Origin of the sequence: Pedobacter sp. UBA5917, from assembly GCF_002432345.1 — a bacterium.
GTDB lineage: Bacteria > Bacteroidota > Bacteroidia > Sphingobacteriales > Sphingobacteriaceae > Pedobacter.
Map to the genome: position 1 here is coordinate 22,940 of NZ_DJDT01000299.1, position 12,726 is coordinate 35,665.

The 12,726-nt window shown below is 40.9% G+C and carries 13 protein-coding genes; 1 reads left to right on the forward strand and 12 read right to left on the reverse strand.

The annotated features are described in order from the left end of the window. Window positions 1-53: 53 nt before the first annotated feature. Both B2V92_RS20840 and B2V92_RS20845 read right to left on the reverse strand, forming a co-directional pair. Window positions 54-485, reverse strand: a complete 432-nt coding sequence (locus tag B2V92_RS20840; RefSeq protein WP_293311891.1) for a hypothetical protein — start codon at window positions 483-485, stop codon at window positions 54-56. A 24-nt stretch (window positions 486-509) separates the two neighbouring features. After that, window positions 510-1,259, reverse strand: coding sequence for a DeoR/GlpR family DNA-binding transcription regulator (locus tag B2V92_RS20845; RefSeq protein ID WP_293311893.1), 750 nt, complete (start codon window positions 1,257-1,259; stop codon window positions 510-512). A gap of 96 nt (window positions 1,260-1,355) precedes the next feature. Between B2V92_RS20845 and B2V92_RS20850 the strand changes: the two genes are divergently transcribed. Continuing rightward, a complete protein-coding gene (locus tag B2V92_RS20850; RefSeq protein WP_293311895.1) occupies window positions 1,356-1,907 on the forward strand; it encodes a 5' nucleotidase, NT5C type in 552 nt (183 codons plus the stop codon). A gap of 169 nt (window positions 1,908-2,076) precedes the next feature. On the opposite strand, the gene B2V92_RS20855 is transcribed toward B2V92_RS20850, so the two are convergent. The 10 genes from B2V92_RS20855 to B2V92_RS20900 all read right to left on the reverse strand — a co-directional run bounded on the left by B2V92_RS20855 (window position 2,077) and on the right by B2V92_RS20900 (window position 12,698). Beyond that, window positions 2,077-3,435: a glycine-rich domain-containing protein gene (locus B2V92_RS20855; RefSeq protein WP_293311897.1), complete on the reverse strand. Its 1,359-nt coding sequence runs from the start codon at window positions 3,433-3,435 to the stop codon at window positions 2,077-2,079. Between the two features lie 416 nt (window positions 3,436-3,851). Beyond that, window positions 3,852-4,460, reverse strand: coding sequence for a Crp/Fnr family transcriptional regulator (locus B2V92_RS20860; RefSeq protein ID WP_293311899.1), 609 nt, complete (start codon window positions 4,458-4,460; stop codon window positions 3,852-3,854). Window positions 4,461-4,559: 99 nt separating this feature from the next. Beyond that, window positions 4,560-4,874: an RNA polymerase sigma factor gene (locus B2V92_RS20865; RefSeq protein ID WP_293311901.1), complete on the reverse strand. Its 315-nt coding sequence runs from the start codon at window positions 4,872-4,874 to the stop codon at window positions 4,560-4,562. Window positions 4,875-4,974: 100 nt separating this feature from the next. After that, window positions 4,975-5,955 carry a type IX secretion system membrane protein PorP/SprF gene (locus B2V92_RS20870; RefSeq protein ID WP_349681445.1) on the reverse strand — a complete coding sequence of 327 codons (981 nt, stop codon included), beginning with the start codon at window positions 5,953-5,955 and terminating at the stop codon, window positions 4,975-4,977. A gap of 16 nt (window positions 5,956-5,971) precedes the next feature. Further along, window positions 5,972-6,886, reverse strand: coding sequence for a gliding motility-associated C-terminal domain-containing protein (locus B2V92_RS20875; protein ID WP_293311903.1), 915 nt, complete (start codon window positions 6,884-6,886; stop codon window positions 5,972-5,974). Between the two features lie 68 nt (window positions 6,887-6,954). Then, a complete protein-coding gene (locus B2V92_RS20880) occupies window positions 6,955-7,650 on the reverse strand; it encodes a hypothetical protein (RefSeq protein WP_293311905.1) in 696 nt (231 codons plus the stop codon). A 30-nt stretch (window positions 7,651-7,680) separates the two neighbouring features. After that, window positions 7,681-9,744 (reverse strand): immunoglobulin domain-containing protein, encoded by a 2,064-nt coding sequence (locus tag B2V92_RS20885; protein ID WP_293311907.1) that lies wholly within the window; start codon window positions 9,742-9,744, stop codon window positions 7,681-7,683. Between the two features lie 273 nt (window positions 9,745-10,017). Next, window positions 10,018-10,989 carry a PorP/SprF family type IX secretion system membrane protein gene (locus B2V92_RS20890; RefSeq protein ID WP_293311909.1) on the reverse strand — a complete coding sequence of 324 codons (972 nt, stop codon included), beginning with the start codon at window positions 10,987-10,989 and terminating at the stop codon, window positions 10,018-10,020. 22 nt (window positions 10,990-11,011) lie between these two features. Beyond that, the gene (locus tag B2V92_RS20895) at window positions 11,012-11,863 is read right to left on the reverse strand and encodes a gliding motility-associated C-terminal domain-containing protein (protein WP_293311911.1); all 852 of its coding nucleotides are present in this window, start codon (window positions 11,861-11,863) and stop codon (window positions 11,012-11,014) included. A 106-nt stretch (window positions 11,864-11,969) separates the two neighbouring features. Then, window positions 11,970-12,698 (reverse strand): hypothetical protein, encoded by a 729-nt coding sequence (locus tag B2V92_RS20900; RefSeq protein WP_293311913.1) that lies wholly within the window; start codon window positions 12,696-12,698, stop codon window positions 11,970-11,972. Window positions 12,699-12,726 lie beyond the last annotated feature (28 nt).

Genomic DNA, 12,726 nt, shown 5'->3' on the forward strand with positions numbered 1-12,726 from the left:
ATTCTATACAATTAATTAAATATGTTTTTTTTTGAATAAAAAAAATGCAAACATCATTGCCACAAAATACAATTGATACTGCAGAGAAAAGTACTTTTAATCGCTTTACCATTAACAACCGGCGCTTTCCAGCCTTTTAATTTAAAAAATTTAGCTTTTATTTTAGCTTCACAGGCTTTGGTGAGGCTTTCGTCAGGAAAACCAACATCAGTGATGTTTCCCTGTTCGTTGATAAGCAACAGCATTTTTAATTTAGTTGGCGGATAACCACTGTTTTTAAAACCCTCCTTGCTCATCAAAGGCGTTACTTCAGCACTTAAATATCTATAAAATCCCCTAAGCCCATCTTTTGTATAGCTGGGCAAAGTACTTTCGTAATCAGGTTGAGGAACAGCTACTGTGGATATGCTGGTTTTAATCTGCGTATAGCCCTTATATGAGCATAGGGCAATTAAAACCAAAAGAATGAGCGGAGCATTTTTCATTTAATGAAGGTATAAAAAAAATCATCAAACCACTTCAATACCCAAATGCCTGTAAGGTGCCAATGCGACATCTGCAGGGTCGGTTTCGGTGATGATTACATCTACATCGGTAACCGGACAAACATAATAAGGTTCAACGGTATTTATTTTTTCGAGCGCCGAGAGCGCAATGGTTTTCTGTGCCTGCATGATCATGGCGTTATTCAGCTGGGCATCTTCATAGATAATGGAGGTAATGCCCATGCTATGATGCAAACTGCAGATGCCGAGCACACAGATATCGGCCCTCACTTTTCTAAAGGTATCAACAGTATCCTGCCCCATGGTGGTAAATGCAGTTTTATGCAATCTTCCACCGGCAAATATCACTTCGGCGCTCGGATGGTCTTCCAAAATGTTAGCCACCGGAAAACTATTCGTAATGATGGTAATTTTTAAATCTTTTGGCAATGCAGCAGCAAGGGCAACAACGGAAGTACCTCCATCAAAAAACACCACCTGGCCATCTTTCAAAAACTGTAAAGCTTTATTTGCGATAACCTGCTTATGCTGCTGATTGTATTTTTCGCGCTCCCTGTAGTGCTGCGGAACAGGCGAATGGGAAATTGCACCACCCCTAACGGCACGCAGCAGTCCTTGCGAATCGAGTTCCTTAATATCGCGCCGTACGGTATCTTCCGATACATTCAGCAATGTACTCAATTCATCCAGCCTTACCTTACTGTCTTTTTCGATGTTATCTATTATGATCTGTAAACGCTCTTCCTTTACCATAAAAATGCAATATATTGCAAATATAAGAATTTATTCGAATTTAAATTTGCAATATATTGCAATATTAAATACTTTTGTTGCAAAATATAGCAAACCATGAAAAAGACAATAGGCATTGATATGGATGGCGTACTGGCCGACATTGAAGATCACATATTACAAACCTACTATACAGAAACAGGCATTTTACTTACACGTAATGATATTAAAGGCAAACAGGAAGAAGAACTTTTTCCGGATAGGGCCGTAGTAATGAATATCTGCAACAGGGTAGGTTTTTTCAGAAATTTACCGGTTATGGAGGGCGCAATTGAAACGGTGAAACAGCTAATGGAAGATTATGAGATCTACATCGTTTCGGCCGCAATGGAATTCCCCTTATCACTTTTCGAAAAACACGAATGGCTGGCCGAACATTTCCCTTTTATCGGCTGGAGAAATATTATCTTCTGTGGCGATAAAAGTATTATAGATACCGATTATTTAATCGACGATCATTGTAAAAACCTCGATTTCTGTAAAGGAAAGCCCTTAATGTTTACTGCGTTCCACAATGTGGATAAAGATCACCACCAACGCATCAACCATTGGAATGAGGTACCGGCTTTGTTAAAACAACTGGAAGAGGAAAACCTGACATTGGCATAATGAAACCCACCAAATAAAAAAAGGATGTAGCCGCTGGCTACACCCTCTATCTAAATTAACGCTCTCAACTATGAAGTTGATATAAGGCTCTCACCCCTTATGCCTACAATATTACGGCAGAAAGATTAAGATTTGATGAAGATTTTAATTTACTGCAAATATTTTTTGGTTAATCGCCACCACAGCCGCCACAGCTACCGCACGAACTTCCACATGATGAACCGCAGGAACTGGCCCCTCCTCCGCTATCGCCGCCCCTATTTCTTTCAGCGTTAGCCAAAGGAATCAAACTGACTGATAATACGGCCGAACCATATAGAAAATAGTCCCAACGCCAATCGCGGTTTTCTTTTATTGCCGGTAGAATAGTTTGTTTATAAAGATTTGGGATGGCAAGACTAAAAAACTGCTGATTGAGTTTATAGAGGTAGTTTATTGTAAAAATGAGCAGAAGCCCCAGTAAAATTGCGATTTCAACAACAGGCTTATCCCTCGAAATACCTGTAATAAGACGAATCAACGAAAACATGATTAGGGCAGCAAAAACTGTAAAATTAAGATAAAACAGCTTTGCAAATGGCTGTGATTGATTCAAATACCACTTCAATTGGTCCATGCTCCTTGCGGTATTAGTAAAAATAGATTTAGCCCGCAATCTCTGGAGCAGCTCGCGATAAAAAATATTGCCATGGTCTTTTAAAACCGTAATTACCTGAAGTTGTTCACCGGAAAGACGATCGTTTCCATTTGAAATACGCACCCGCTGATCTGATCCAACACTTATTATACCATCGTTTATCAGTTCGCTTATTGTTCCATTGATAACATCATCCAATTTTCCGCTTTTAAGATAAACCAGTTCGAATGGTTGAAGATGGTAAATAAAGGCCTCCTTATTAAAACTGCCGGCCAGCTGTTTAAACCTATTCTTTGTATATAAATTAAGAATAACATAAGCAGGAAGTATTAATCCAAGCAAACCCAAAATAAAATATGGATTATCGATATGGATATAAAGCGGTTTGAGCAGGTAATAAAAAGGGACAATCAGTAAAATAAAAGCTACTACACCATAAAGCGCAAAAAGGTCCGCGGTAATTTTAGCCGGTTTAAGTTTTAAACTGCCCAGCATGGTATCGTTCTGCCAAATATCTCCGGGTTGTTCGCCAAAATTGGCACCATAAAGTTTTTGGGTTTGATCTGCTGCTCTTTTAAACCGCTCAAATTCTGCTTTATTGTGCGTAGAGGGAACATGTTGGATAACTTTACCGAGCAGGGAACAGAAATCGTGGTAAGATTGGCTAAAAATGAGGTGCTGGTGCCAAACGATATCAACAATTGCAGCAGGCGAAACCATCACGTCAGAAGTGGCCGCGAGGTACATAAATTTTTTATACTCCAGAATGGCCTTTTCGGTAAAATCTCTTGTCCAGCGGTTCTCACTGGCCAATCTGACCGAAAAAGAATATTCGCCCGATGGATGATCGGGATTAAATTGAATGATCTTATCCCAGAGCGCCTCGTTCATAACAGTTTGTGTTATTTCTCAAATTCAAGCCATTTCCCCATCTTTTTCCATGGGAGGCAAAGTAAAATAAACAATAGTTCAAGTAGTATTTCCATACTATAAATATAATACAAATAAGGTTTAAATACATAACCCGCATGAGTTACCTTCATTTAGAGGGATAGTTTTGGATAAAAATCGATATGAACACAGAGGAATTAATGCGTTCGATATCAAAAAATACTGTCATTTCCAGCGGCCCAGATAACTATCGGGGGTAAAGCAGTCGAGAAACGAATTGCTCAGCGAAGCTAAATCTATTTCGAGATAGATCTCTCCGCTACACTGCGTTTCGGTCGAGATGACGCCAGATAATAGATCATTAAATAATGTCAAATGTAGCGATGTGCAGCGTAGACCAAACAATGATATTAACCTCACACCAATTCCTTTACCAATTTACTGCGTATGCGACTCAGTGTTTCGAGGCGCATACCCAGATAACTGGCAATACAGCGCAACGGAACTTTTGACACATCAAAAGAATTTAATTCCAGAAATTTTTCATAGCGACGTTCTGCAGAAGGAATACGGGCGAGTATCGATCTTTCTGATGCAGCGTGGTATTGCAATGCCAGGATTTTCCGCCCGATTACATTGGTTTCGGGATGGATAGCGTATAACTTATCAATCAAAGCACGGGGAATGGGTACGAGTTCGGAATTTTCGAGCGCCTGCAAATATTCAATAGATGGCTGAATACTCTCATCCGGATGCTGTATAGCCCCGATAAATTCGTTTCCCAAACTAATCCAGGTAGTGATTTCTTTACCATCATCTTTGATAAAACCTCTTACCAGACTGTTTACCACAAAAAAAACATCGTCGTTATTATCAATCGGCGAAAGAATATACTTGTTCTTTTTAACCTGTATAGGCTGAACATTTTTTTCGATTTCCTGAATAAAACCCGGCGTTATCGGGCTCAAACTGCTGAAATAATTCAATACAGCATTCACTAAAAATACCTTTCGGGATTCAAGCATACAATATAGGGATAGACTTTAGACCTTTAATTATAGCAAATCCAACTGAAACTTGAAAATAAAGTAGATTATTGAGACGATTGTGCTGTTAAAAACTTATTAAACGGTAGTTTTCCTGATGTTTTGGAGCGTGATCTGATAAATCCAGCTAAAAATACGCAACTTTGTTGCATCATAAAGATCGAAAGATTTCCATACTTCGCAAAAGGTCTGATCCAAAATCAATTTTGCCTTTTCCTCGTCATTTACTTTCCTGATAATCGCACCATAAATGGCCGCAGCGTATTGTTTGTACAGCAATTTGAATGCTTTGCCATCCTGATTTCTCAGCTGATCAAAAAAGATTTCCTCGTTTGATAACCAAACTTTTAGACTGGAATCCTGATCTACAATCCGGTTAACTGGCACATTCATAATAAATTGATATTATAAACTGAACCATGGATACCGTTGATTTGTTTAGTTCACACTGATTAATCAAACAACCACACAGAGTACCCCTAAAAGTGCTAAATTAAAAGTAACATTTCGGCCGCCTGCTTTTTTTGGTAACCAGGTAATAACCAACCGAAACCTCATGCGAACCGTAATCATAATTAGCCAGTTTATTTAAACTATAATCATAAGCATAACCGATACGCAGGTTCTGCCGGATAAATAATTCGCTGATAAAACCAATGGCTGCACGATCGCGCAGGTTGTTATCCAGGTTTCGCTTTGGATATATTTTAACAGAAGTACGGTAAACAGCTCCGAGCCAAAAACGTTCCTTTACCAGTAAAAAAGCATTCAGATCCAATGAAGTAGGTCCGTGCAGGTCATCTTTGATCAAAAAAGTTGGCTTAAAAACAAATTCATCATTCAATGGCAGCGCAAAACCAGAGGTTAAATAAAAATGTGGCTGCACTTTAACATTAAGCAGGCTATAATCGTTAAAAACCGACAAGGATTTAGACAAAAGATTATCGGCAGAAAAACCAATAAAAAATTTCTCATTAGAGTAATGGATGCCGGCCCGGATATCAGGCATCACTTGGCTTACATTCCCTGTTGGAATACGGCTATCGCCCTGTTCAATCGGGTCGAGCAGGTTGCCATTTAAACTGGTTTGTATTACTCCCACGCCCAGACCAAAGGCGAGGATATTTGTCTCAGTACGATCTAACTTTATGCGGTAGGCAAAATTCGCTGAGGCATTTAAAGCACTCTGCGCCCCGATTTTATCTTTGGTAATGATGGCGCCTATACCCAAACTTTCGTCATTAATGGCTTCATCAGCCGAAATAGACAGGGTTTGCGGTGCACCTTTAACGCCGGTCCATTGTGCCCGTGCGAAGGCCTGCAGATAAAGCTCCTCTTTGTAGCCGGTATATGCGGGATTGATATACATCCCGTTAAAAACATACTGACCAAACTGCGCATTCTGTTGGGCATGAAGTTTAAAAAACGCCATGCAGACCATAAAAACAAGAACGACTTTTTTTAAGCTCATCATATCAGTTTAATTGTATTTACCTAATAATGGTGATATAACCTTTATATTCAAGCCAATCGGTATTACCATTTTTCACCTTAACCACATAGAAATAAGTCCCATCACTTAATCCAGGCGCGGTCCAGTTATTGAGGTATTTGTTTGATTGATATACCGTACTTCCCCACCTATTGATTACCGTTACTTCATTAAACTCAAAAGATTCGAGGTTTTCGAGATAAAATGTATCGTTTTTCCCATCCCCATTGGGTGTAAATACATTTGGTATCCTTAAACCCGAAATCTCTTTCAAATCGGTTGAAGTATTATTTGATAACACGGGATCATTTTCGGTTGCCGTTACAGTTGCGGTATTGCTTACCATGCCAGGTTGTTTTGCCCTTACATGCACCACAAGCTCTGCAAATTTTCCATTGCCCAAAAGATCTATCCCCCATTGAATAGTTCTTGTAGCCGGATCGTAAATGGCAGTTCCATCTGTTGGCTGGGCCAAACTTTCGAAAATGAGGTTATCTGGTAAAACATCCTTCACTTTTACGAATGTGGCATCATCTGTACCGTTATTCCGTACATCCAGGTAGTAATCAAACACCTGGTTACTCAGTACATTTTTGGTTTCCGAGCGCTTGGTGATGGCTACATCAGCCACAGGTGTACTGATTACCTCTACTTCTATCTCATCAGAAGATTCAGACTCGCAGTCTAAACGGTTTATTGCGGTAACCTTATAAATTCCTGCTGTTGCGGTAACGAGTTCCTGTTTGGTCTGGCCGGGCACACGCTTCCCATCCTTGTACCAGATGTACGAGGAAGCCCCCACCGAATTTGCGCGCAACGAAACCGCCGATCCTTTTTTGATCGTGATTTTCGGCCGCCCATTGGGTACGGTCTGGCTAAATCCTATTATAGATGAAAATAATAGAAAAGCCATAAACAGGAAGGTATAAAACCTAAGCCTCATTTACAGATTTACAAACAGGAAAAATGGATTAAACGATATTAAAAAGTAACCGGGGTAGCTTTTCCAGAAATCAACGCAGGTGTAATGGTTGGTTTGGTTGGTTTAGGCGTTACCGTTACATCATGATCTACCGTTTGTGCACAATATTTATTGCCGTTAATTTCGTAACCTACTTTTAAGCGGTATTTTGTAGTACCCACTGTAGGCGAAACCGGTGTATAATCTTTTTGGGTTGCACCGGCAATTGCGGTTTCGGCTGTACCAACAACAGTATACCATTGATAAGCTAAACTGGTAATGGTAGGATCTTCGGGATTGGTAATTGTTCCAATCTGGGCAATCGGTGTTTCCACACAAAAATCGGCCGCGGCAAAATTGGGCACCAATGGCTGAAGTACATAAACCGGGATTTCCTGCATGTCTGACTCGCAGGATCCTGCGGCAGTAGCTTTCGAGCTTAAATAATAAAATCCATTTTTTAAAATGGCAGCGGGAATCTGGTTCCCACCGGTTAAAGTAATTAAGTCTGGTGGTGTTGTGGTTTGTGTAGCACTGTATCTTACAATCCAGTTTTGGCCTGGGGCTGGTGCAGGCAAGGTAAGATCGGAACCTTTACAGAATAAGTTAACGCCTGTAGTGGTTGGTGTAACGGTAACCTGTGCCGAAACGCGTAAGAAGTTACATATCAGCAATAATGCGATTACGAATAAGCTCTTTTTAATTGTACTGTTCATGGGGAATTGTTTTTTAGTTTGTTTAATTTTTTAATATTGAGATGTTATGGGCAACAGCACATGTGGCGCTGCCGGTTTTGGGTTTATTTTAATTGTGAAATTGATCTGGGTACTGCAACCATCGGCATTTTTGATGGTTAGGATACCTGAATGCGTTCCTGTTGCGGCATCAAAAGGAACCGTAAAAGGTATATTTCCAGGCGGTAAAGCCTGATTATTTATTGCTGTAAATCCGGCAGTGTTCCAACTGATGCTGTAAGTTGTTGGATTATTTAAAGGATTGTTATAACTTAATGATGAACTGGTAAAACCTGAGCAGATTTCGGGCGCTGCCCCTAATGTTAAACCTGGAGGTGCTGCAACGGTTAAATTAAAATCGGTAGAATTTGTACAAACAGCTGGTCCATCGGGAATAGTATACCTAATTACTGTTGTTCCGGCAGCAACTCCAGTTACTTCTCCTGTACCTGCATTTACCATCGCAATAAGCGGATTGGTACTTAACCATGTGCCGCCAGGATTTACATTATTTAAAGTAGTGGAAGAACCAATACAGATTTTATTGATGCCTGTTGTTGTGCCTACAGTGGCAATCGGCTTTACCTGGATGGCAAGCGCTGCACGGCTGGCACTTACGCAGCCTGTGATTTGGTTTACCGCCTCAACATAATAAGTTGTGTTTGCAGTAAGCGCAGGTGTTGTATAAGTGGTACCGGTTTGTTTTAAGTTCCCGCCGGTAACCGCATCGTACCATTTATAAGTGATACCCGGAAGTGGATTATCGACCGAAAGATTTACAGCTGAGCCACTGCACGAAATTACATTGGTAACCGAAACAGTTGGCAGAGGATTAACCTTTAACGTTACTTTTACCCGTTCGGAAATAGAGGAAATACAATTATTACGCCTCGATTCTACATAATAAACGTAATCGCCAACAGGTAATACACCCAAATTATAAGAACTGCCGGTAAATAGTGGCGTGGGAGTATTTTTATCAGCGTACCATTTATAGGTAGTACAATCCTGCAGGTTATCAATAGATAGAATAGTGCCCTGGCCCGAACATACATTACCGGCATAAAGCTGTTGCCCGTTAATCAACGGTATGGGCTTGGGGATTACCTTGGTTACATTATAAATATGGAGTTCGGCACCAATCGCCAATACACCTCCCCATGATATTTTTACACGGTCGAAAACTGCCGATACCGGAAAAGAAACCTCATACTTAGTGGTACCAGCAATCGGTTTAACCGTTACATTACCATTATTAAAAGCGCCACCCGCTGTAGCATTTCCCAGGTAAGGCTGAATGGTGAAACCACTGAACAAGCTTAGGCCTCCGCCACCATCGTAAACAATTTTAATAGAGTCGAGCGGTTGACTTTCTTTAGCAAATATTGCTGTTATAAATGCCTCATTGGCAGCCTGAAGCCCGGTGTTAATGGTTGCATAAGTGGCGTAAGCAGGATCAGCATCTATAGCAGCATACGGATTACTTACCGAAGCTGTAGCATTGAGAATGCCGGCACCGTTTACCCCTGCCAATACATCAATACCTTTATCACATTCGATATCCAAAGGGTTATCTTCTAAAATATAGGCTCCGTATATCTCTGCCGATACCCCCAGAGAAGCCGCTGCCGTAACCTTAATATAAACACCATTATAGGCCTGGGCAGGAGTTAAAAAAAGTTCGATTGCTCTTCCACCGCCCAATACACCTGCTATTGGATTGGAATATAATGCTGTACGCGTAGCTGCTTTGGTATTCGTATCAAAATTGGTAAAAGTTCCGATTTCGATTGTTCCTGACAGACTTAAAGCAGCTGCAGGACTGGATACTTTTACTATCACAGTTTTATTTGCAGGAATCAGACGTTTACCCAAATCGGTACCATCTGTACTAAACTCCAGAAACTGTGTAACGGATGATGTACTCAACAAACTATTGATAGAAGATGTAGAAGCTGTTGACGGATCTGAATCAGCTGCTTTTGATCCATTGGTTAGGCTGGCAGATGCTCCCAATCCCCGGATAATCTGCGAATCCTGAAAACTAGCGTATACGCGGCTTTGATTCGTACACAACTGTGCATACAAAGGCCCTGAGAGGACCAAAAACAGTCCCAAGAATAAGAATAGACAAAAAAACCGCTTCAATTTGTTTGGGAGAGCAAAAATTCAGGGTTATGTTTGGTTACGTAAAAATGGAACGAACGGTTTTTCGAACATTCATTTTATTCATTTTTCAACCAACACAAAACTAATCAACGCTCATGTAATCCATGTTAAGAAAACATGCAACCACAAACAAAAAGCAAACAAATTAGGAATATTTATACGATTTTCAGGAGACTACCGTTAGAAGTAGCATTTAGGTCTTCTGCTTTTAGCTGTTTGCAGGTAATATCCTATTGATATTTCGTGCGAACCATAATCATAGCTACCCAATTTATTTAAACTATAATCGTAACCATAGCCAATCCTCAGGTTTTCGCGCACAAAGAATTCAGCAATTAAACCAATAGCGCTCCTCGCCCTTAAATCAGCCTGCAGATCGGGTTTTGGATAGAGCTTAACAGATGTTCTGTACACTCCGCCCAACCAGAGCTTTTCTTTGATCATTAAAAAAGCATTCAGGTCTAACGATGTTGGTCCGTTCAGGTCATCTTTGATCAGAAACGTTGGTTTGAACATAAAATCGTTATTCACCGGAAATACCATACCCGCAGTGAGGTAAAAATGCGGTTTCGCGGTAATGCTGAGTAAATTATTATCCCTAAAAACAGGAAGATATTGCGTAAGCAGGTTATTGGCTGAAAAACCTACAAAAAATTTTTCGTTGGAGTAATGTACTCCTGCCCTTATATCGGGAACAATCCGGCTTTCGTAACCCGTAGGGATCCGGTTGTCGTTTATTTCGCTTGGGTCTAATAAGCTGCCGTTAAGCCCCATCTGCAATACGCCTAGTCCGATCCCAAATGCAAGTACATTGGTTTCGGTACGGTCGAGTTTAATTCGGTAAGCAAAATTACCGGATAAATTGAGCGAGGTTTGCGCACCGATCTTATCTTTAGTTACCAAAAGGCCCAAACCGAGACTTTCTTCTTTAACGGCCTCATCAACAGATATAGAAAGCGTTTGCGGTGCACCCTGTATACCGGCCCACTGTGCCCTAACAAAAGCCTGCATGTAAAGTTCTTCTTTATAACCTGCATAGGCCGGATTAATATATAAACCATTGAACACATATTGCCCGAACTGTGCGTTTTGCTGGGCGAACAAACACAAACAGATTAAATTAAATAATGCCGTTAAAATTATCTTTTTCATATCCTCACCTTTTAACTTTCATCTATCTGATCACGGTAACATAACCTTTAAATTCCTGCCACTGCCCATTGGTAGCTTTTACCTTAAGTATGTAGAAATACGTTCCATCTACCAGGCCGTTGGCGGTCCAATCGTTTAAATAACCATTTTTCTCATATACCGTACTCCCCCAGCGGTTAATAATGGTTAGCTGGTTTTCGATGTAACGATCGAGGCGTTCGATAGAAAAAGTTTCGTTTTTACCATCGCCGTTCGGCGTAAATACGTTCGGGATTTTAAGTCCGGTAATTTCCTTGGTATCAACCGAGGTATTGTTCGATAGATCAGGATCGGGTTCATTGATGGTAACCGTGGCACTATTCACTACATTACCAGGTTTCATGGCCCTAACGTTAACAACCAGCTCAACAAAACTGCCATTGGCCAACGAAGGTATGGCCCACGAAACCGTTCGGGTTTGTTCGTTATAACTTGCAGTACCTACAATGGTGGGATCAACGCTTACAAATGTCAGGTTTTCAGGAAGATCATCCTTCACCTGTACATTGGTGGCCATCCCGAGGCCATTATTGCGCACCAATAAATTATATTTAAAAACTTCGGTATTGATTACCTGTCTGTTCTCTGATCTTTTTAGGATGGAAACATCAGCTGAGATAACCGATTCCATAATCACCTCCATTTCTTCTGAAAGATCGGAACTGCAGCCGCCAAGGCTAAAAGTAATCACGGTATATTTTCCTGCGGTGCTTACCACATAATCCTGTTGGGTAGCACCAAAAATAGCATCACCATTCCTGAACCACTGGTAAGAGGTTGCCCCTGTACCGTTGGCCCTGAGTTTAACCGTAACGCCCGGTTTGAGGTTAAGCACATTGGGATTGTTAGATTGCGCAAAGCATGCTACCGCTGGGAGCAGCAGCACGCTAAACACAATTATCCCTAACCTGCTAAACACCATGGCGGTTAAACTTTATAACTTAAGGTGCTACAGCAATTGTTGCTTTGCCTGGTTTAACAGTAACCGTAATGGCTTTTGAAGCTGTAGCGGTACAACTTGTAGAAGGCACAATAAGCGCAGAACCAACTGCATATTTACCCTCTGCAGTAAATACATAGGCTTCTGGTGCAACTCCTGCTTTTAAAGTAAATAGTTCGTTATTGGTTCCCGAAACGGCTCCTAAGGTTGTAGGATCGCTCACCGCTACACCACCTTTGGTTGCTGTCCAGGTGTAAACCAAAGAAACGCCAGCCGGCAAAGTAAGACCTGCATCTTTACTTGCTGTAATTACAGTAGAAGCGGTTTGATCGGTACAGTAAACACTTCCTGGGGCATTCACTGTAATGGCAGGAGGAGGAAGCTTTTCTACAACAGTATTATCCGATGCATCACTCGGACAAAGATTTGCATCAGCCGGTATTACCTGAACGGAGTACGTGTGCGTTCCGGCAGTTAATGTGGCAGGCACATTAAAAATGGCATCTGCTGCTACATTGTAAGTTACAGGGCCTTGAGCAGTACCATCAACCGTCCAGATAATTTTATCACCGGCCACTGGTGTATATCCGGTAAATGCTGGCGTAAGTTTTACCGTACCTGTTCCGCACAGGTATACATTTGGTGTGGTTTGTGCAAATGCACCAATCGGCAATAAGAACATCAGGAATGCAAAGATCCTTAAATAGTTTTTTGTAGTTTTTTTTGTCATGGCTTTAATTTGTTAGGGATGAATGATT

What these genes read in the sequence shown, in the direction of transcription:
- B2V92_RS20900 (WP_293311913.1), bottom strand. Translation starts at nt 12,698, where the DNA reads ATGACAAAAAAAACTACAAAAAACTATTTAAGGATCTTTGCATTCCTG.
- B2V92_RS20845 (WP_293311893.1), bottom strand. Translation starts at nt 1,259, where the DNA reads ATGGTAAAGGAAGAGCGTTTACAGATCATAATAGATAACATCGAAAAA.
- B2V92_RS20865 (WP_293311901.1), bottom strand. Translation starts at nt 4,874, where the DNA reads ATGAATGTGCCAGTTAACCGGATTGTAGATCAGGATTCCAGTCTAAAA.
- B2V92_RS20840 (WP_293311891.1), bottom strand. Translation starts at nt 485, where the DNA reads ATGAAAAATGCTCCGCTCATTCTTTTGGTTTTAATTGCCCTATGCTCA.
- B2V92_RS20875 (WP_293311903.1), bottom strand. Translation starts at nt 6,886, where the DNA reads ATGGCTTTTCTATTATTTTCATCTATAATAGGATTTAGCCAGACCGTA.
- B2V92_RS20850 (WP_293311895.1), top strand. Translation starts at nt 1,356, where the DNA reads ATGAAAAAGACAATAGGCATTGATATGGATGGCGTACTGGCCGACATT.
- B2V92_RS20870 (WP_349681445.1), bottom strand. Translation starts at nt 5,955, where the DNA reads ATGATGAGCTTAAAAAAAGTCGTTCTTGTTTTTATGGTCTGCATGGCG.
- B2V92_RS20860 (WP_293311899.1), bottom strand. Translation starts at nt 4,460, where the DNA reads ATGCTTGAATCCCGAAAGGTATTTTTAGTGAATGCTGTATTGAATTAT.
- B2V92_RS20880 (WP_293311905.1), bottom strand. Translation starts at nt 7,650, where the DNA reads ATGAACAGTACAATTAAAAAGAGCTTATTCGTAATCGCATTATTGCTG.
- B2V92_RS20855 (WP_293311897.1), bottom strand. Translation starts at nt 3,435, where the DNA reads ATGAACGAGGCGCTCTGGGATAAGATCATTCAATTTAATCCCGATCAT.
- B2V92_RS20890 (WP_293311909.1), bottom strand. Translation starts at nt 10,989, where the DNA reads ATGAAAAAGATAATTTTAACGGCATTATTTAATTTAATCTGTTTGTGT.